Origin of the sequence: Thermus arciformis, from assembly GCF_900102145.1 — a bacterium.
Taxonomy (GTDB): Bacteria; Deinococcota; Deinococci; order Deinococcales; family Thermaceae; genus Thermus; species Thermus arciformis.
The window spans coordinates 1-18,500 of record NZ_FNBC01000041.1 but is presented as its reverse complement, the minus strand read 5'-3'; the positions used below and the strand labels follow the sequence as shown (position 1 = coordinate 18,500).

20 protein-coding genes, 1 tRNA gene and 1 riboswitch are annotated in these 18,500 nt (G+C 69.1%); of the genes, 18 read left to right on the top strand and 3 right to left on the bottom strand.

What is annotated here, in order from left to right; all coding sequences use genetic code 11:
• Positions 1 to 87: 87 nt before the first annotated feature.
• From BLP62_RS11475 to BLP62_RS11445, 7 genes are all read left to right on the top strand, one after another.
• Positions 88 to 849, top strand: coding sequence for a hypothetical protein (locus BLP62_RS11475; RefSeq protein ID WP_014510266.1), 762 nt, complete (start codon positions 88 to 90; stop codon positions 847 to 849).
• Complete coding sequence (locus tag BLP62_RS11470) at positions 849 to 1,760, top strand: ABC transporter ATP-binding protein (protein ID WP_093008476.1); 912 nt, start codon at positions 849 to 851, stop codon at positions 1,758 to 1,760. Before BLP62_RS11475 ends, BLP62_RS11470 begins: the two co-directional genes overlap by 1 nt.
• Positions 1,761 to 1,780: 20 nt before the next feature.
• Positions 1,781 to 2,899: a pyridoxal phosphate-dependent aminotransferase gene (locus tag BLP62_RS11465; RefSeq protein ID WP_093008478.1), complete on the top strand. Its 1,119-nt coding sequence runs from the start codon at positions 1,781 to 1,783 to the stop codon at positions 2,897 to 2,899.
• A complete protein-coding gene (gene pdhA, locus BLP62_RS11460) occupies positions 2,896 to 3,936 on the top strand; it encodes a pyruvate dehydrogenase (acetyl-transferring) E1 component subunit alpha (protein WP_093008475.1) in 1,041 nt (346 codons plus the stop codon). The genes BLP62_RS11465 and pdhA overlap by 4 nt, the downstream gene beginning before the upstream one ends.
• The gene (locus BLP62_RS11455) at positions 3,936 to 4,916 is read left to right on the top strand and encodes an alpha-ketoacid dehydrogenase subunit beta (RefSeq protein ID WP_093008474.1); all 981 of its coding nucleotides are present in this window, start codon (positions 3,936 to 3,938) and stop codon (positions 4,914 to 4,916) included. The genes pdhA and BLP62_RS11455 overlap by 1 nt, the downstream gene beginning before the upstream one ends.
• Positions 4,917 to 4,928: 12 nt before the next feature.
• Positions 4,929 to 5,465, top strand: coding sequence for a Uma2 family endonuclease (locus tag BLP62_RS11450; RefSeq protein ID WP_093008473.1), 537 nt, complete (start codon positions 4,929 to 4,931; stop codon positions 5,463 to 5,465).
• Between the two features lie 155 nt (positions 5,466 to 5,620).
• Positions 5,621 to 6,256 (top strand): CBS domain-containing protein, encoded by a 636-nt coding sequence (locus BLP62_RS11445; protein ID WP_093008472.1) that lies wholly within the window; start codon positions 5,621 to 5,623, stop codon positions 6,254 to 6,256.
• Here BLP62_RS11445 and BLP62_RS11440 read toward each other — a convergent pair.
• On the bottom strand, positions 6,253 to 6,570 hold the full coding sequence (locus tag BLP62_RS11440; RefSeq protein ID WP_093008471.1) for a DMT family transporter: 318 nt from the start codon (positions 6,568 to 6,570) through the stop codon (positions 6,253 to 6,255). The two genes, BLP62_RS11445 and BLP62_RS11440, sit on opposite strands and share 4 nt — an antisense overlap.
• A gap of 48 nt (positions 6,571 to 6,618) precedes the next feature.
• Here BLP62_RS11440 and hemL point away from each other — a divergent pair, with 48 nt between their 5' ends.
• The 4 genes from hemL to mnmE are packed head-to-tail and all read left to right on the top strand — an operon-like array spanning position 6,619 to position 9,622.
• On the top strand, positions 6,619 to 7,893 hold the full coding sequence (gene hemL / locus BLP62_RS11435; RefSeq protein WP_093008470.1) for a glutamate-1-semialdehyde 2,1-aminomutase: 1,275 nt from the start codon (positions 6,619 to 6,621) through the stop codon (positions 7,891 to 7,893).
• A gap of 10 nt (positions 7,894 to 7,903) precedes the next feature.
• Complete coding sequence (locus BLP62_RS11430) at positions 7,904 to 8,125, top strand: type II toxin-antitoxin system HicB family antitoxin (protein ID WP_241374274.1); 222 nt, start codon at positions 7,904 to 7,906, stop codon at positions 8,123 to 8,125.
• Positions 8,115 to 8,327, top strand: coding sequence for a type II toxin-antitoxin system HicA family toxin (locus BLP62_RS11425; RefSeq protein ID WP_093008468.1), 213 nt, complete (start codon positions 8,115 to 8,117; stop codon positions 8,325 to 8,327). Before BLP62_RS11430 ends, BLP62_RS11425 begins: the two co-directional genes overlap by 11 nt.
• Positions 8,324 to 9,622, top strand: coding sequence for a tRNA uridine-5-carboxymethylaminomethyl(34) synthesis GTPase MnmE (mnmE, locus tag BLP62_RS11420; protein WP_093008467.1), 1,299 nt, complete (start codon positions 8,324 to 8,326; stop codon positions 9,620 to 9,622). The genes BLP62_RS11425 and mnmE overlap by 4 nt, the downstream gene beginning before the upstream one ends.
• A 90-nt stretch (positions 9,623 to 9,712) precedes the next feature.
• Here mnmE and metX read toward each other — a convergent pair whose 3' ends face one another.
• A complete protein-coding gene (gene metX, locus BLP62_RS11415; RefSeq protein WP_093008466.1) occupies positions 9,713 to 10,855 on the bottom strand; it encodes a homoserine O-acetyltransferase MetX in 1,143 nt (380 codons plus the stop codon).
• The gene (locus tag BLP62_RS11410) at positions 10,852 to 12,117 is read right to left on the bottom strand and encodes an O-acetylhomoserine aminocarboxypropyltransferase/cysteine synthase family protein (protein WP_093008465.1); all 1,266 of its coding nucleotides are present in this window, start codon (positions 12,115 to 12,117) and stop codon (positions 10,852 to 10,854) included. Before BLP62_RS11410 ends, metX begins: the two co-directional genes overlap by 4 nt.
• Before the next feature lie 121 nt (positions 12,118 to 12,238).
• A riboswitch (SAM riboswitch) is annotated at positions 12,239 to 12,375 on the bottom strand.
• Positions 12,376 to 12,490: 115 nt separating this feature from the next.
• Between BLP62_RS11410 and BLP62_RS11405 the strand changes: the two genes are divergently transcribed.
• The 7 genes from BLP62_RS11405 to BLP62_RS11375 form a co-directional block, all read left to right on the top strand.
• Positions 12,491 to 12,567, top strand: a tRNA-Pro gene (locus BLP62_RS11405).
• Between the two features lie 39 nt (positions 12,568 to 12,606).
• A complete protein-coding gene (locus BLP62_RS11400; protein WP_093008464.1) occupies positions 12,607 to 14,082 on the top strand; it encodes a PhoU domain-containing protein in 1,476 nt (491 codons plus the stop codon).
• A 13-nt stretch (positions 14,083 to 14,095) separates the two neighbouring features.
• Positions 14,096 to 14,611 (top strand): RsmD family RNA methyltransferase, encoded by a 516-nt coding sequence (locus BLP62_RS11395; RefSeq protein WP_093008463.1) that lies wholly within the window; start codon positions 14,096 to 14,098, stop codon positions 14,609 to 14,611.
• A complete protein-coding gene (gene coaD / locus BLP62_RS11390) occupies positions 14,612 to 15,106 on the top strand; it encodes a pantetheine-phosphate adenylyltransferase (protein WP_093008462.1) in 495 nt (164 codons plus the stop codon).
• 19 nt (positions 15,107 to 15,125) lie between these two features.
• Positions 15,126 to 16,715 (top strand): aldehyde dehydrogenase family protein, encoded by a 1,590-nt coding sequence (locus tag BLP62_RS11385; RefSeq protein WP_093008477.1) that lies wholly within the window; start codon positions 15,126 to 15,128, stop codon positions 16,713 to 16,715.
• A complete protein-coding gene (locus tag BLP62_RS11380) occupies positions 16,712 to 17,863 on the top strand; it encodes a WD40 repeat domain-containing protein (RefSeq protein ID WP_093008461.1) in 1,152 nt (383 codons plus the stop codon). Before BLP62_RS11385 ends, BLP62_RS11380 begins: the two co-directional genes overlap by 4 nt.
• Before the next feature lie 324 nt (positions 17,864 to 18,187).
• The coding region (locus BLP62_RS11375) for a helix-turn-helix domain-containing protein (protein WP_143004362.1) at positions 18,188 to 18,500 on the top strand (313 nt) is incomplete at its 3' end.

The window sequence follows — 18,500 nt, the reverse complement described above, 5'->3', positions numbered from 1 at the left end:
CCTCTTCGCCCTGGGGCTTTGGGCCATGGCCTACATGTACCGCCTGGTGCGCAGGCGGGGTATATTGGGGAGGTTCTAGGAGGTGTGATGCTCTGCTGGCAACTCTGGAGCGAGTTTCTCCTGGAGTGGAACCTGACCAGGCGCTACTGGTTTGACACCCTGGCGGGGCTTCTGGCCTCCGTCCTCTTCTTCTACTCCATGGTCCTCGGCCTGGAGAACCTGACCCCCGAGGGGCTGGCGAGCCTGGGTCTGGATCTGGGCCCCCTCCTCCTGGTCTTCGCCGCCTTCAACCTGGTGGTGGGCACCTTTCAGTCCATCGCCTATTCCGTCCAGTCCGAGGCCGCCTTAGGCACCCTGGAGCACCTGGGCCTGGCCCGGGGAGGGCTTCTCCGGCAGCTTCTCCTGCGCGCCCTCGTGCAGGGTCTCGCCGGCATCACCTTTAGCCTCCTTACCCTTCTTCCCCTGGTTCTCCTCCTCGGGGTTAGGCTCACCCCCGCCTCCTGGTGGCCCCTGGGCCTTTTGCCCCTGTACCTCGCCGCCTTGGGCTTCGCCCTCGGCATGGGGGCCTTGGCCCTCCAGTTCAAGCGGGTGGAGGGCTTCTTCACCATCGTCCAGTTCCTCTTCCTGCCTTACTTCTTCTCCCTGGTCCGGTTTGAGCCCTGGATGACCCACCTGCCCTTTGCCCCGGGGGCCTACCTCCTCCGGCTCGCCTTCACAGGGGAGGAGGTTTCTCCGGGGCTTCTCCTCCTGGCCCTGGTCCAAGCCCTCCTCTTCCTCGGGGCGGGGCTTTTCGCCATGGCCTGGGTCTACGCGGCGGTGCGGCGGAGGGGCCTATTAGGGAGGTACTGATGCGGCTTTTGGTGCAGAACGTCCACAAGCGCTTCGGCAAGCTGGAGGCCCTCAAGGGGGTGAGCCTGGAGCTTGGGGCCGGGGAGATCCTGGGCCTTTTGGGCCCCAACGGGGCGGGCAAGACCACCCTCATCAAGGTCGTCCTCGGACTTCTCCTGCCCGATGGGGGGGAGGTGGTCCTGGAGGAGGGCGGGGCGCGGCGCAGGCCCCAGGGCCACGAGTTCGGCGTCCTCCTGGAGGGAAGCCGCAACCTCTACGTCAACCTGAGCCTCCTGGTGAACGCCCTCTACTTCGGGGGCATCCGGGGGCTTCCCCCCAGGGAGGTCCGCCCCCGGTTTGAGGCCTGGCTGGAGCGCTTCGGCCTAAGGGACCGCCTCCACGCCCCCCTCGCCTCCCTCTCCCGGGGCATGCAGCAGAAGGCAGCCCTGGCCCTGGCCCTCGCCCTCAAGCCCCGCTTCCTCCTCCTGGACGAGCCCACCCTGGGCCTGGACCCCGTGAGCCGGAGGGAGTTTGAGGGGATCCTCCTGGAGCTTAAGAAGGAGGGCTGGGGCATCCTCCTCACCTCCCACGACCTCGAGGTGGTGGAGCGGGTGAGCGACCGGGTGGCCTTCCTCCACCGGGGGGAGGTGCGGCGGCAGGGCCCCACCCGGGCCCTCCTCCGGGACTGGGCCGGGGAGGGGTACCGGGTGCGCCTCGCCGAGCCCAAGGCGGAGGCCCTCCTCAAGGCCTTAGGCCCCGGCTGGAGCGCCGAGGGCCCCGAGGTCCTCTTCTTCCTGGGGCCGTGGGAGGCGTTGCGGGAGGCCTTGGGAACCCTCCCCGTGGAAGTGTTGGAGGTCTCCCGGGGAACGCCGAGCCTCGAGGCCCTCTTCCTCCACCTCTTCGGGGAGGCCCGCCCTTCCCCCAGCGCATAACTTTGCGCTACCCTATCCCCATGCGCCTCCACCCCCGCACCGAGGCGGCCAAGGAGAGCATCTTCCCCAAGATGAGCCAGCTCGCCCAGCGCCTGGGCGCGGTGAACCTGGGCCAGGGGTTTCCCTCCAATCCCCCGCCCCCCTTCCTCCTGGAGGCGGTGCGGCGTGCCCTGGGCCGCTACGACCAGTACGCCCCCCCGGCGGGGCTTCCCGCCCTCCGGGAGGCCCTTGCCGAGGAGTTCGCCGTGGAGCCCGAAAGCGTGGTGGTCACCTCCGGGGCCACGGAGGCCCTTTACGTCCTCCTGCAAAGCCTCGTGGGTCCGGGGGAGGAGGTGGTGGTGCTGGAGCCTTTCTTTGACGTCTACCTGCCGGACGCCTTCCTGGCGGGGGCCGAGGCCAGGCTTGTGCGCTTAGACCTCACCCCAGAGGGCTTCCGCCTGGACCTTTCCGCCCTGCAAGGGGCCCTCACCCCAAGGACCCGGGCCCTCCTCCTCAACACCCCCATGAACCCCACGGGGCTTGTCTTCGGGGAGAGGGAGCTTGAGGCCATCGCCCGCCTCGCGAGGGAGCACGACCTCTTCCTCATCTCCGACGAGGTCTACGACGAGCTCTACTACGGGGAAAGGCCAAGGCGCCTACGGGAGTTCGCCCCCGAGCGCACCTTCACCGTGGGGAGCGCGGGGAAGCGCCTCGAGGCCACGGGCTACCGGGTGGGCTGGATCGTGGGGCCGAAGGAGTTCATGCCCCGCCTCGCGGGGATGCGCCAGTGGACGAGCTTCTCCGCCCCCACGCCCCTCCAGGCCGGGGTGGCGGAGGCCCTAAGGCTGGCGAGGCGCGAGGGCTTTTACGAGGCCCTGCGGGAGGGCTACCGGAGGCGGCGGGACCTCCTCGCCGGGGGGCTTAGGGCCATGGGGCTTAGGGTCTACGTCCCCGAGGGCACCTACTTCCTCATGGCCGAGCTTCCCGGGTGGGACGCCTTCCGGCTCGTGGAGGAGGCGCGGGTGGCCTTAATCCCCGCCTCGGCCTTCTACCTTGAAGACCCTCCCAAGGACCTCTTCCGCTTCGCCTTCTGCAAGGCCGAGGAGGAGCTTCACCTCGCCCTTGAGCGGCTTGGGGCTGTGGTAAACTCCGCCCTGTGAAGCCCAAAGTGGTCCAGTACCTGGAAGAGGGCGAGTTCCCCCTAGCGGAGGAAGAAGCTCTAAGGCTCTACCGGGCCATGCGGCGGGCCCGGTTTTTTGACGAGAAGGCCCTCACCCTCCAGCGCCAGGGGAGGCTTGGGGTCTACGCCCCCTTCATGGGCCAGGAGGCGGCCCAGGTGGGGGTGGCCCTGGCCCTGGAGGCGAAAGACTGGGTCGTCCCTTCCTACCGGGAAAGCGCCCTGCTCCTCGCCCGGGGGCTTCCCATCCACACCCTGATCCTCTACTGGCGGGCCCATCCCGCGGGCTGGCGCTTCCCCGAGGGGGTGCGGGCCGTGAACCCCTACATCCCCATCGCCACCCAGATCCCCCAGGCGGTGGGGCTCGCCCTGGCCGGGCGGTACCGGGGGGAGAACTGGGTGGTGGCCACCTCCATCGGGGACGGGGGGACGAGCGAGGGGGACTTCCACGAGGGGCTGAACTTCGCCGCGGTCTTCGGCGCCCCCGTGGTCTTCCTGGTGCAGAACAACGGCTACGCCATCAGCGTTCCCCGGTCCAAGCAGATGCGGGTGGACTACATCGCCCGGCGCGCCGAGGGGTACGGGATGCCCGGAGTGGTGGTGGACGGGAACGACGCCTTCGCCGTCTACCTCGAGGCCAAGAAGGCGGTGGAGCGGGCCCGCAAGGGGGAAGGCCCCACCCTCCTCGAGGCCCTCACCTACCGCCTCGCCCCCCACACCACCTCCGACGACCCCTCCCGCTACCGCTCCAAGGAGGAAGAGGAGGCCTGGCGGGCCAAGGACCCCATCCTCCGCCTGCGGAAGGCCCTGGAGGAGCGGGGCCTTTGGGACGAGGAGGCGGAAAGGGCGCTCCTACTTGAGCTTGAAGAGGAGTTCCAAAGGGAGCTCGCCCTGGCCGACGAGGCCCCCGAGCCCCGCCCCGAGGAGATCGTGGAGCACGTCTACAAGGAGATGGGCCCCGACCAGAAGCGGGCCTGGGAAGCCCTCAGGCGGGGCCTCCACGTGGAGGAGGTGGAGTGATGCGCGTCCTCAACATGGTCCAAGCCATCAACGAGGCCCTGGACCTGGCCCTCGCCCGGGACGAGCGGGTCCTGGTCTTCGGGGAGGACGTGGGGCGGCTCGGGGGGGTCTTCCGGGTCACGGAGGGCCTGCAGGCGAAGCGCGGGGAGGGGCGGGTCTTTGACACGCCCCTGGCGGAAAGCGCCATCCTGGGCCTGGCCATCGGGCTCGCCATGGGGGGGATGCGGCCCGTGGCCGAGATCCAGTTCGCCGGGTTCCTCTACCCCGCCTTGGACCAGATCCTCTCCCACCTCGGCCGCTGGCGGCACCGCTCCCGGGGGCGGGTGGGGCTTCCCGTGGTGGTGCGGGCCCCCTACGGCGGGGGCGTCCACACCCCGGAGCAGCACGCCGACTCCCCCGAGGCCCTCCTCGCCCACACCCCGGGGGTCAAGGTGGTGATCCCCTCAAGCCCAGATCGGGCCAAGGGGCTTCTCCTTTCCGCCATTGAGGACGAGGACCCGGTGTTCTTCCTCGAGGCCATCAAGCTCTACCGGGGGGCGAGGGCGGAGGTGCCGGAGGGGTACTACACCCTGCCCCTGGGCAAGGCCCGCGTCCTCCGGGAGGGAAAGGCGGCCACCCTCATCGGCTACGGGGGCATGGTGGAGGTGATGCTGGAGGCAGCGGAGGTGGCCCGGAAGGAGGGGGTGGAGGTCACGGTGGTGGACCTGGAGACCCTGGTCCCCCTGGACGAGGAGACCCTCCTCGAGGCCGTGCGGGCGACGGGCCGGGCCATCGTGGTCTACGAGGCCATGCGCACCGGGGGCTTCGGGGCGGAGATCGCCGCCCGCATCGCCGAAGGGGCCATAGATTACCTCCAGGCCCCTGTTCTCCGGGTGGCGGGCTACGACGCCCCCTACCCCCCCTTCAGCGCCATTGAGCACCTTTACCGGCCCAACGCAAGGAGGGTCCTCGCCGCCCTGAGAAAGGCGCTAACCTACTAGGGAGGAGGCCCCATGGTCAAGACCCGCCTGACGGCTGAAGAGTTCTTCGCCCTGCCTCTAGAGCGGGGGGAGCTTGTGGACGGGGAGGTCCGGGAGGAGAGGCCGCCCAAGCCGGAGCACGGAAGGATCGCCTTGCGGATCGGTTACCACCTGATGCGTTGGCTGGAGGAAACGGGGCTCGGCGTGGCCGGGGTGGAGGGGGGGTTCGTCCTCCGCCGGGACCCCGACCGGGTGCGAAGCCCCGACGTCTGGTTCCTCTCCCACGAAAGGCTCAAAGAGGTGGCCCGGGAGGGTTTCTACGAGGGGGCCCCGGACCTCGCCGTGGAGGTGGTCTCCCCCGGGGAGGAGGCGGAGGGGGTTTTGGCCAAGGTGCTGGACTACCTGGAGGCGGGGGCCAAGGCGGTGTGGCTGGTCTACCCCGAGCTCAAGGCGGTGGAGGTCTACGGCCAGGGCGGGGCGGGGAGGCTTTTAAGGTCCCACGAGGCGCTGGAAGGGGGTGAGGCCCTGCCGGGCTTCCGGTTGCCCCTGGAGGCCCTTTTCGGCCAGTAAGCCTGGGGAACACGCTTTTGGGTGTGCCAGCTGTGCATTGTGCCGGGGGCTTGGGGAGAGCGTTCGGGCCGTCTAGTTGCTATCCGTCTTACAAGTGATGTTCAACTGTCAACAATATACTTGACATCAGGCCAACAGTAACCCATCATGCATTTATGAGAGCGCCCTTGGCTCGGACCCCGGTCCTGCGGGACCTCATGCGCACCGATCTCGTGGTGGTGGAGCCCCAGGTGCCCCTGGGGCAGGCCCACCGCCTTCTGGTCCAAACGGGGGTGCGCTACCTGCCCGTGGTGGACGGGGGCCGTTACCGGGGCATGGTGGGGGAAAGGTACCTCCGCCCCTTCCTCGCTCCTTGGGCCCCCGCTTCGGTGCAGGCCCAGTGGGAAGCGCCCGTGGTCCGCTTCCTCCAGGAGTTCCCCAAAGCCCACCCGGAGGAGTCTCCCGAGGAGGCGGCCTTCCGCATGGAGGTCGCCCGGGTGGGCGCCCTGCCGGTGGTGGAAGAGGAGGTCTTGGTGGGCTTGGTCACGGCCTTTGACCTGCTCAGGGGTCTCCTGGACCGCTTACGCCCTGGAGCCCCGGCAAGCCCCCTCGAGGTCCTGGTGCCGGACCTTCCCCGTCTGAAGGGTCTTTTGGAGGCCTTGGAGGCTGCCCGGACGCCCCTTCTGGGTCTGCACCTTTTCCGGGAGGCGGGGGGCCTGGGCTTCCGGACGCTTCTCTACGTGGGAGCCATGGACCTAAGGCCGCTTCTTGCCCGCCTCGAGGCCCTGGGGCTTAGGCCCATCCGCCCCTAGTCCGCTAGGCGGATGAGGACCACCCCCACCGCCACCAAGGCGATGCCGAGCCACCCCTTGGGGGAGATGGCCTCCCCGAAGAAAAAGGCCCCGATGAGGGCAATGGCCGCCGTCCCCACCCCGGCCCAGACGGCGTAGGCCAGGCTCAGGGGAACGGTCTTTAAGGCGAGGCTCAGGAAGTAAAAGGCGAGGCCGTAGCCCCCCACCACCACGAGGCTCGGGAGGAGGCGGCTGAAGCCCTGGGAGGCCTTGAGGGCGCTGGAAGCCAGGATCTCGGAGAGGATGGCGAGGAAGAGGTAGGTCCACCCGCTCATCCCTCCGAGGCTACCTTTTCCCGGGGGAAAACCGCTAGAGTGGAGGGGATGGAGCGGCCCATCTCCGAGGCCTACTTCCAGGAGGCGAAGCGGCACATCCCGGGCGGGGTGAGTAGCCCGGTCAGGGCCTTCAAGGCCGTGGGCGGCACCCCGCCCTTCCTGGTGCGGGGGGAAGGGGCCTACGTCTGGGACGCAGACGGAAACCGCTACCTGGACTACGTGATGAGCTGGGGGCCTTTGATCCTGGGCCACGCCCACCCCAAGGTCCTCGCCCGGGTGCGGGAGACCTTGGAAAGGGGCCTCACCTTCGGGGCGCCAAGCCCCCTGGAGGTGGCCCTGGCCAAGAAGGTCAAGCGGGCCTACCCCTTTGTGGACCTGGTGCGCTTCGTGAACTCGGGGACGGAGGCCACCATGTCGGCCCTCCGCCTCGCCCGGGGGTATACGAATAGGCCCTACATCGTCAAGTTCCGGGGGAACTACCACGGCCACGCGGACGGCCTCCTGGTGGAGGCGGGCTCGGGGGCCCTCACCCTGGGGGTGCCCTCCTCCGCCGGCGTACCGGAGGAATACGCCAAGCTCACCCTGGTCCTGGAGTACAACGACCCCGAGGGCCTGAGGGAGGCCTTAAGGAGGCGGGGCGAGGAGATCGCCGCCATCATCTTTGAGCCGGTGGTGGGGAACGCCGGGGTCCTGGTCCCCACGGAGGAGTTCCTAAAGGCCCTCCACGAGGCCCGGGAGTTCGGCGTCCTCCTCATCGCCGACGAGGTGATGACGGGCTTCCGCCTGGCCTTCGGCGGGGCCACGGAGCTTCTTGGCCTTAAGCCCGACCTCGTCACCCTGGGGAAGATCCTGGGCGGGGGGCTTCCCGCCGCGGCCTACGCGGGGAGGCGGGAAATCATGGAGAAGGTAGCCCCCTTAGGCCCCGTCTACCAAGCGGGGACGCTTTCCGGGAACCCCTTGGCCATGGCGGCGGGGCTTGCCACCCTGGAGCTTTTGGAGGAGAACCCCGGCTACTACCGCTACCTGGAGGACCTGGGGGCCCGGCTGGAAAGGGGCCTGAAGGAGGTCCTTGCGCAAAAGGGCATCCCCCACGCGGTGAACCGGGTGGGCTCCATGGTCACCGTCTTCTTCACGGAAGGCCCCGTGGTCACCTTCCAGGACGCCAGGCGCACGGACACGGAGCTCTTCAAGCGCTTCTTCCACGGCCTCTTGGACCGGGGCATTTATTGGCCTCCCTCCAACTTTGAGGCGGCCTTCCTCTCCGTGGCCCACACGGAGGAGGATGTGGAAAAGACCCTGGAGGCCCTGAGGAGGGCCTTGTAGAATGGGAAGCATGCGTTACACGGTGGTCCTTCGTCCCGACCCCGAGACCCCGGGGATGTGGCTCGCCGAGGTGCCTGCCCTGCCTTGGTGCGCCACCTTCGGCCATACCCCCGAAGAGGCCTTGGAAAACGCCAAGGATGCCATCGAGGCCGCCCTCGAGGCCCTCGAGGCCCTCGGCGAAGCCCCGCCCCCCGACGTGACCGTGGCCCAGGTCTCTCTGGATGCCGCCTAAGACCTCTGAGGTGGCCCGGAAGCTAGAGCGGCTGGGTTTCAGGCCGCTTCCTCGTCGGGGTAAGGGGGGACACCGGGTCTACGTGCACCCGGACGGTCGAAGGGTGGTCCTGCCCATGCACTCAGGGGAGATACCCTGGGGCCTTTTTAAGGCCATCCTGAAACAGGTGGGCATCACCGAAGAGGAGTTTCGCCAGGCGTGAACCTCAAGGACCCCATCTGCGCCATCGCCACCCCCCCGGGGAAGGGGGCCATCGGGGTGGTGCGGCTTTCCGGGGAAGGCGCCCTGGAGATCGCCGCCAGGGTCTGGCGGGGCAAGGACCCGAGGCGCCTCAAGGGAGGGCGCTTCACCCTGGGCGAGGTGGTGGACCCTAAGACGGGGGAGGCCATTGACCAAGCCCTCCTCCTCGTCTTCCGCGCCCCCCGTTCCTACACGGGGGAGGACCTGGTGGAGTTCCAGACCCACGGCTCTTTGGCGGTGCTCCGCCGGGTGATGGAGGTCCTGGTGGCGGAAGGGGCAAGGCCCGCGGGGCGCGGGGAGTTTACCTTTCGCGCCTACATGAACGGCAAGCTGGACCTGGCCCAGGCGGAGGCGGTCTTGGCCCTCGTGGAGGCGGAAGGGGAGCTTGCCCGGAGGCAGGCCCTGAGGGCCTTAGAGGGGGCCCTTTCCCGCCGGATTGAGGCCTTGGAGAACCGGCTTCTAGACCTCCTCGCCCACATCCAGGCCCTTTTGGACTACCCCGAGGAGGGGGTGGAGCCCTTGGAGGCGGAAAGGACCCTCCGGGAGGTCCTCGCCGAGGTGGAGGCCCTCCTCGCCCAGGCCAAGGCCTCCCGCCTGGCCCAAAAGGGGGCTAGGCTTGCCCTCATCGGGGCCCCCAACGCCGGGAAAAGCTCCCTTCTGAACGCCCTTCTGGGCTATGAGAGGGCCCTCGTTTCCCCCATCCCGGGCACCACCCGGGACTACCTCGAGGCCCCCCTGGAGCTTTTCGGCATCCCCCTCGTGGCCGTGGACACCGCCGGGGTGCGGGAGACGGAGGACCCCGTGGAGCGGATGGGGGTGGAGAGGGCCCTGAGGATCGCCGAGGAGGCCGACCTCGTCCTCTACGTGGTGGACCGCTCCCAGCCCAAGCCCGCCCCGCCCCCCCTGCCCTGGGCGAGGACGCTGAAGGTGGCCACCAAGAGCGACCTCCCCCCGGCCTGGGAGGACCCGGAGTTCCTCCCCGTCTCCAGCCTTACGGGAGAGGGTCTGGGCCGCCTCAAGGAGGCCCTAAGGGAGGCCCTTTTGGGGAGGGAGGGGGGAGAGGTGCTCCTCACCGAGCGCCAGGTGGAGGCCCTCCTCCGGGCCAAGGAGCGCCTGGAAGAGGCCCTTGCCCTCCCCGAGGACCTCATGGGCCTCGCCCTGGAGGAGGCCGCCCGGGCCCTCGCCCTCCTCACGGGCAAGGAGGTGGCCGAGGAGGTGGTGGCCCGGGTTTTCCAGAACTTCTGCGTGGGGAAGTGAAGCAAAGTGCCCCTTTGGCCTGAATCCTTCGCCCAAGCCCAGGCGGGGTGCCGGGGCCCCCATGCTGGCCCAAGCCAGCTTGGGGTGGTATTAGGGGAGGAAGCCCTCGAGGATCTCCTCCACCTGGTCCGTCTCTATGAGGAAGGCGTCGTGCCCGTGAGGGCTTTTGATCTCCCGGTAGCGGGCCCCCGCCAGGCGGGCGGCCTGCCTCACCTCCCAGGCGGGGTAGAGGAGGTCGGTGTCAATCCCCACGAAGAGGGAGGGGATGGCCCTTAGGCGCTTCAGGGCCTCTTCCACCCCGCCCCGGCCCCGGCCCACGTCGTGGGTGTCCATGGCCCGGGAGAGGACGAGGTAGCTCTCGGCGTGGAAGCGCCGGAGGAACTTCTCCCCCTGGTAGTCCAGGTAGGTTTCCCCAAGCTCCGGTTCCCCGCCCCAGCGGGCCTCAAACCCCTCGGGGGCCCGATAGCTCATCATGGCGATCCCCCGGGCGAGGGCCAGGCCCCTGGGGACGGGGTTTCCCTTCTGGTACTCGGGGTCTTGCAGGATGGCCTGGCGGGAGAGGTGGTTGAAGGCCCGGGCCCAGGGGCCGTGGCGGGCGGGGGCGGCGAGGACCACGAGCTTTTTCACCCTCTCCGGGTACATGAGGGCGAACTCCAGGGCCACCATCCCCCCGAGGCTTCCCCCGATGAGGGTGGCCTTCTCCACCCCCAGGTGGTCCAGAAGCCTCGCCTGGGCCCGGGCCAGGTCGCGGAGGGTGAGGGGAGGGAAGGCCTTCCCGTAGGGGCGGCCCGTGCGGGGGTCTAGGGAGAGGGGGCCCGTGGAGCCGTAGCAGCTTCCCAGGTGGTTGGCGGAGACCACGTAGTAGAGGGCGGGGTCCAGGATCCGCCCGGGGCCCACCAGGCTGTCCCACCACCCCTCTTTTCCGAAGGCCTTTTCCAGGGGGGAGAGGCCCTTGAAGGTCTCCTCGTCGTAGGTTCCCGCCAGGTGGGCGCTTCCCGTGAGGGCGTGGAAGACGAGGACGGCGTTATCCCGCCTGCGGGAGAGGGTCCCGTAGGTCTCAAAGCGGAGGCGCACCTCGGGGAGGTACCCCCCGAGCTCCGTGTAAAACCCCTCCCGCCTGGGGAAGAGTACGGCGGTGCGGGGCTTGGGCGGGGGGATGGAGAGGGGAGAGCGGGGGGGCTTGAGGAGGAGGGCCTCGTGCTCCCCCCAGGCCTCGAGGGCGATCTCGCTCATGCCAACGCCTCCTTGAGCTCGGCCTTCAGGTCCTCCACGTGCTCCAGGCCCACGCTAAGCCGCACCATCTCCGGCGAAACCCCAGCCTGGGCCTGCTCCTCTGGGGAGAGCTGGGAGTGGGTGGTGGAGGCGGGGTGGATGGCGAGGGTGCGGGTGTCCCCCACGTTCGCCAGGTGGGAGATGAGCTTGAGCCGGGAGATGAAGCGCTTCGCCGCCTCGTACCCGCCCTTCAGGCCGAAGGTGAGCACGGCCCCGGGCTTCCCCTTGAAGTACTTCTGGGCCCGGTCGTGGTGGGGGTGGTGGGGAAGCCCCGGGTAGTTCACCCAGGCCACCTGGGGCTGTTCCAGAAGCCAGTGGGCGAGGTGGAGGGCGTTTTCCACGTGGCGCTCGGCCCTTAAGGAGAGGGTTTCCATGCCGAGGAGGACCACCCAGGCCTCAAAGGGCCCTAGGGCCTGCCCTTGGTCGCGGAGGCCATCCACCCGGGCCTTGACGATGAAGGCGAGCTCCCCGAAGGCCTCGGTGAGCCTCAGGCCGTGGTAGCCGGGCTGGGGCTCCGTGAGGAGGGGGTAGCGGCCGTTGTCCCAGGGGAAGCTCCCCCCGTCCACGATGGCCCCGGCGATCACCGCCCCGTGCCCCCCCACCCACTTGGTGAGGGAGTGGGTGACCAGGGCCGCCCCCCATTCCAGGGGCTTAAGGAGGTAGCCCCCCATGCCGAAGGTGTTGTCCACGATGAGGGCCACCCCCTTCTCCCGGGCGGCCTGGGCTAAGGCCTCGAGGTCGGGGATGTTCAGGGCCGGGTTCCCGATGGACTCCACCCACCAGGCCCGAGTCCTCTCGTCGGTGAGGGCCAAAAACTCCTCGGGGCGCTCCTCGCGGGAGGTGAAGCGCACCTCTATGCCGAGCCTTTTCAGGGTCACCTTGAACTGGTTGAAGGTGCCCCCGTAGAGGTTCGGGGTGGAGACGAGGTTGTCCCCCGCCTCGGCCAAGGTGGTGAGGGCCAGGAACTGGGCGGCGTGGCCGCTGGCCGTGGCCAAGGCCGCCTTGCCCCCTTCCAGGGCGGCCAGGCGCTTTTCCAGCACGTCCACCGTGGGGTTCATGATGCGGGAGTAGATGTTCCCGAACTCCTTGAGGGCGAAGAGGTTCGCGGCGTGCTCGGGGCTTTTGAAGACGTAGCTCGTGGTGGGGTAGATGGGCACCTGGCGGCTTAGCGTGGTGGGCTCAGGCGTGTAGCCCGCGTGGAGCTGCAGGGTCTCAAAGCGCATCTCGGCCTCCTTTCCAAGTCCCGGCCTGGGGCGCTTGGCCTTGGAAGGGGCCGTAAAAAGCCCCTTCCCGGCAAGACCGTTCTCTCGCCAAGAAGGGGTTGGGCGTGGCGCTTACCCCCCTCTCTTATCGTCCCCGGGCGTTTCCCCCGCCCGGGCCGGCCTTGGCACCAGCCCCGCCCGCATCCGGCCATGGAACGGAAGGGGCGGGAGGTTGCCGCGGTTTCACAGGGCCGTACCCTCCACCGCTCTGGATAAGAGAACGGGCTGGTTTTCGCCGCGCCCCGGCGCGGTTAGGGGCCAGTGTAGAAAACCCTGGGGAGGGTGTCAACCCCTTTGACCTTTGGGCCTTCCTCCCCTATACTGGACTCCGCTACGGGGAGTAGCGCAGCCCGGTAGCGCACCTCGTTCGGGACGAGGGGGTCGCTGGTTCAAATCCAGTCTCCCCGACCACGGGCCGGCCTTCGGGCCGGTTTCTCTTATACTTTCCCCGTGCGCTTCCTGGCGGGCCTGGCCCTGTTCTTTTTGGGCCTTCACCTGGTTTCCGAGGCCCTTGCGGGCTGGAAGGGGCGCCGCTCCCTCATGGCCCGGGCGCTGGGGTCGCCCCCGGGGGCCCTGGCCTACGGCCTCCTCCTGGGGGCCCTTTCCGGGAGCGGCTCGGGGCTTGGGCTTTTGGCCCTGGCCCTTTTGGAGGTGGGGGTGCTGGGGCACGCCCAGGCGGCCCTCCTCTCCTTGGCGGCCACCGCCGGGGCGGGGGTTTGGGTGGGGCTTCTGGCCTTGGCCAAGGAGGAGGTGCGGGAGGTCCTTCTGGCCCTGGGGCTTGGCCTTTACCTGGTGCCCGCCTGGCGCAGGGGGGGCTTTCTCGCCCTCGGCCTTGGCCTCCTCTTCCTGGGCTTCGGGGAGATGGCCGCCGGGGTGGAGCCCTGGCTTTCCCTGGGGCCAAGGGCGGCGACTCCCTTGGCCGCCTACGGGCTTGGCCTCCTCCTGGGGGGGGTTTTGGGCTCGGCCAACGCCGTGGCCGCCCTGGCCCTCCTCCTCTCGGACCGGGTGGCCCCCGGGGTGGCGGCGGCCTTGGTCTTGGGGGCCGGGGTGGGCACCACGGCCACCTTCTTCTGGGCGGCCCTGGCGGGGCGGAAGGAGGCCTTGCGCCTCGCCTTCCCCCTTTTCCTCCACCGCCTGGGCCTTTCCCTGGGGCTCTTGCCCTTCGCCGGATGGGGCCTTGGGGTTCTTCCCTGGCACCTTCTGAGCCACCTCCTCTACGCCCTCCTCTACTGGCCCCTGGGCGGGGTTTACGCCGCCTTGGCCGAGAGGCTTTTCCCAGAGGGCAAGGTGGTGCCCAAGTACCTCCGGTGGGAGGCCCTGGACTCGCCCCTCCTGGCCCTGGCCCTGGCCCGGCGGGAGCTCGCCCGGGTGGCGGACGCCGTCCGGGAGATGCTGGTCCGGGCCGTCCGGATCCTGGCCCAGGAGGAGGGGGGCGAGGCCTCCTTGCAGGCCCTGGAGGAGAAGGTGGACGCCCTCACCCGGGAGCTGGTGCTGTACACCTCGGAGCTCGCCAGCCGCACCCAGGAGGAGAAAGCGGTGAAGCTCTTCATGGCCGCTTCGGAGCTTGAGCGCCTGGGGGACCTGGTGCGCCGGGTGGTGCGCCAGGGGGAGAAGCTTTGGGCCCAGGGGCTCACCTTCAGCCAGGAGGGCAAGGAGGAGCTCCTCGAGGCAGCAGGCCGCCTCTTGGGGCGGCTGGAGCGGCTTGCGGCGGCCTTGGCCACCGGGGAGAAGGCCTTGGCGGAGGAGCTCCTTCGGGAGGACCTAAGCGGATACTTCCAGGCCCTGAAACGGGCCCACCTCCACCGCCTCGAGGCCGGCCTCAGGGAAAGCCGGGCCAGCACCCTGGCCCACCTGGACGTCCTCCTCACCCTGGAGGCCCTGGACCAAGGCCTCGTGCGCCTGGCCCAGCTGGTCCTGGAGCTTTAGTAAGCTAAGAGGCGTGCTGAGGATCCTGGGCGGCAAGGCCAAAGGCGTGCCCCTGAAGGTGCCGGCCTCGGCCAGGCCCTCCCCGGTGCGCCTGCGCAAGGCCCTCTTTGACCACCTCCGCCTCCGCTACCCCCGCAGGGGGCGGTTTCTGGACCTCTACGCGGGCAGCGGGGCGGTGGGCCTCGAGGCGGCCAGCGAAGGGTGGGAGGCCACCCTGGTGGAGAAGGACCCCGAGGCCATCGCCCTCCTTAAGGAAAACGCCCGCCGCGCGGGCCTTTCCGTGCGCATCGTGCCCCTTCCGGTGGAGGTCTTCCTCCCCGAGGCCAAGGCCAAAGGGGAGCGCTACACCGTGGCCTTCATGGCCCCCCCGTACCCCATGGACCTGGTGGCGGCCTTCCAGGCCCTCCTGGAAAGCGGCCTGGTGGAAAAAGGGGGGCTTTACATCCTCCAGCACCCCAAGGACCTGCACCTTCCCCTGGGGGAGCGCCGGGTCTACGGGGAAAACGCCCTCACCCTGGTGGAGGTCTAGATGCACGTGGTCTACCCCGGAAGCTTTGACCCCCTCACCAACGGCCATTTGGACGTGATCCAGCGGGCAAGCCGCCTCTTCTCCAAGGTCACGGTGGCCGTCCTGGAAAACCCCAACAAGCGGGGCCAGTACCTCTTTACCGCCGAGGAGCGCCTCCAGATCGTCCGCGAGGCCACGGCCCACCTGCAAAACGTGGAGGCCGCCACCTTTTCCGGGCTCCTGGTGGACTTCGTCAAGCGGGTGGGGGCCCAGGCCATCGTCAAGGGCCTGCGGGCCGTCTCCGACTACGAGTACGAGCTGCAGATGGCCCACCTGAACCGCCAGCTCCTGCCGGGCCTGGAGACCCTCTTCATCCTGGCCGCCACCCGCTACGCCTTCATCTCCAGCACCATGGTCAAGGAGATCGCCCGCTACGGGGGCGACGTCTCCAAGCTGGTGCCCCCCGCCACCTTAAGGGCCCTGAAGGCCAAGTTCGGTGAGCCCCCTTCCAGGTAAAATGCCCCCGGAGGTCACCATGAAGGCTTTCGCCAGCAAGTACGGCAACGCCTTGGAGTTCGGCCACCTCATCGGGGGCGAGGAGGTCTACGAGGGGCAAACCCTGGAGCGCAAAAACCCCTCGGACCTCGAGGACCTGGTGGCCCGCTTCCCCGAGGGCACCAAGGACACCCTGCGCAAGGCGGCCCTCAAGGCCCGGGAGGCCTTCGCCGAGTGGAGCCGCACCCCGGCCCCCGTTCGGGGCCAGGTGCTCTTCAACCTGGCCAAGATCCTGGAGCGGGAGAAGCCCACCCTCACCCGCCTCATGGTGCGGGAGGTGGGGAAGACCCCCAAGGAGGCCGCGGGGGACGTGCAGGAGGCCATAGACACCGCCATCTTCTTCGCCTCCGAGGGGCGGAGGCTCTACGGCCAGACCGTCCCCAGCGAGATGCGGGACAAGGAGCTCTTCACCTTCCGGAGGCCCTTGGGAGTGGTGGGGATGATCACCGCGGGCAACTTCCCCATCGCCGTGCCCAGCTGGAAGCTCATCCCCGCGGTGCTTGCGGGGAACACGGTGGTCTGGAAGCCCTCCGACGACTCCCCCACCCTCTCCTACGTCTTCGTCAAGCTCTTTGAGGAGGCGGGCCTTCTCCCCGGGGTCATCAACGTGGTCTTTGGCGGCGGCAAGGACTCCACCGGGCAGTGGCTGGTGGAGCTCATGGACGAGGGCCTCCTAAACAAGTTCGCCTTCACCGGCTCCACCAAGGTGGGGCGCTGGATCGGGGAGGTGGCGGGGCGGAACCTCATTCGGCCCACCCTGGAGCTTGGCGGGAAGAACCCTTTGGTGGTGATGCGGGACGCCGACCTGGACCTCGCCGTGGAGGGGGCGTGGTGGAGCGCCTTCGCCACGGGAGGCCAGCGGTGCACCTCCGCGGGGAACATCCTGGTGGACGCCCCCATCTACGAGGAGTTCAAGCGGCGCTTCCTGGAGAAGGTGGAGGCCACCAAGGTGGGGAACCCCCTCCTCCACCCCGAGGTCACCTACGGCCCCTTCCTCAACGAGCGGCTTTTCCGGCGCTGGCTGGAGCACTACGCCTGGGGGGAGGAGGACGGGGCCCGGCTCCTCTTCGGCCGGGGGCGCATCACCCGGGAGAACCCCTACCCCCGCTTCCTGGGGGACCCCGAGGCCGGGCTTTACGGCTGGCCCACGGTCTGGGAGGCCAAGCCGGGGATGCGCCAGTTCCAGGAGGAGATCTTCGGTCCCACCATCAACCTGGTGAAGGTGGACGGCATTGAGGAGGCCATTGAGGTGGCCAACAGCACCCCCTACGGCCTCTCCAGCGCCATCTACACCAACCACCGCCACTGGGCCTACCTCTTCAAGGTGGGGATCCGCGCCGGCATGACCAGCATCAACAACACCACCGTGGGGGCCGAGGCCCACCTCCCCTTCGGCGGGGTGAAGGCGAGCGGCAACGGGGCCCGGGAGTCGGGGATCTGGGTGATTGAGGAGTACACCTACTGGCACGCGGTGAACGAAGAGTACTCGGGCCGCCTGCAGCTCGCCCAGATGGACACGGGCTACGTGCGCCCCAAGGCGCCCACGCCTTGGGAGGAGGTGTTGGGATGAGGGCGCTGGGTCTCCCCTTTCTCCTCCTTCCGGCCCTGGCCCAGACCCTGGCCCCGGCCTTTCAACTGGACTGCCGCTTCCGGGGGGAGGCCAGGCCCGCCCAGGTCCTCTGGGACGGGAGCCCCTTGGGGACCTGCCCCCTCGAGGTCCGGGCCGCTCCGGGCCGCCACCTTCTCCGCCTGCGCCTCGAGGAGCCCGGGGGGACCTACCTGGCCTACGAGGCCCGGGTGGAGGTGGGGGAGGGGGGCCTGGGGGCCCTTACCGCCGAACTCCTGCGCTATGACCCCCGGGGGGAGGCCCTGAAGGGGGGCAAGGGCTTGGTCTACGCCCTGGCCTACGGCCCCAAGGGGGTCTTGGCCCTGGGGGACGCGGCCGGGCAGGTCCGCCTCCTCCCCCCGGGCCGCCCCCCCTTGGACCTCAAGGGGCACGCCTCCTACGTGCGCGACCTGGCCTTCAGCCCCGACGGCCGCTACCTTGCCTCGGCCTCGGGGGATGGGACGGTGCGCCTCTACGAGGCCCAGGGCCGCTTCCTCCGGGCTTTGGGCAAGGGCCCGGCCTTCCTCAAGGTGGGCTTTGACGCCCAGGGCCGCCTCTTTGGCCTCCAGCTCCGGGGGAACCTCACCCTGTTTGACCCCGCCACGGGCAAGGTCCTGGCCGCCCGCTCCCTAAGCCCCTACCTCTTCTCCGCGGCCCAGAGCCCCGGGGGGAGGGTCCTCGCTTTGGGGCTTTCCGTGGGCCGGGTGGAGGTGTGGGACCTCGCCCTCCCGGGGAAGCGGGGGGAGGTCCGGGTCCCGGGAGGCCCCGTCTACGCCTTGGCCTTCAGCCCCGACGGCCGCTACCTCGCCGTGGGTTCGGCGGACGGGGGGGTGAGGCTTTTGGACCTCCTGGCCCCGGGCGGGCCCGAACCCCGGCTCCTCTACGCCCACAAGGACCTGCCCCTGGGCCTGGCCTTCAGCCCCGACGGCCGCTATTTGGCCTCCGGAGGGCAGGACCGGGAGGTGCGCCTCTACGACCTCGAGGCGGGCCTTTTGGAACGGGTTTACGTGGGGCATACCGGTGCGGTGTACGGGCTGGACTTTAACCCTCAAACCCCCGCCCTGGCCACGGGCGGGGGGGAGGGTCGGGTCCTCCTTTTCCGCCTGCCCTAGGCTTATACCCTACAGGAGTTTTCACCCCATATGCATTTCCGATGAGGAACGGACCCCCTGACCGACCTCCTTGCCAGAAGGCCGGTCAGTAAGGTATCCGTGCGAGGTGTCCAATCCCGCATCCGCCAGTCTAACCCACTTCACCCAGGCCTACATCTCCGGCCTTCTCCTCAGCCAAAGGAAAACCCCCCACGCCATGTGGGAAGAAAGTCTCCTCCCCTTCACCCCAAGCCGCACCAGCCCCCTCATGGCCCAAGACCCTCACCCCTACGGGGTCAACCTCCCCAAAAGGCTTCATACCCTTTCTTGTTGTATTCTTCGTCCATGACCGTGGCCGACCACCTGACCCTGAACGAGCTGTGGCGGAGGGTCAAGAAGGCCAAGGACCCGATAGAGAAGCATCGCTTCCTGGCCGTCTACCACGCCAAGCGGGGACTCGCCGCCAAGGAGATCGCCAAAATCACCCTCAGCTCCACCCGCTGGGTCCAGGAGACGGTGCGGCGCTACAACCGGGAAGGGCCGGAGGGCTTGAAGGACAAGCGGCACCAGAACCCGGGCCAGAAGCCCAAGCTGACCCCGGAGGAGCAGAGGAGGGTCCTGGAGGCCCTCCAGGGCCCCCCACCCGACGGGGGCCTGT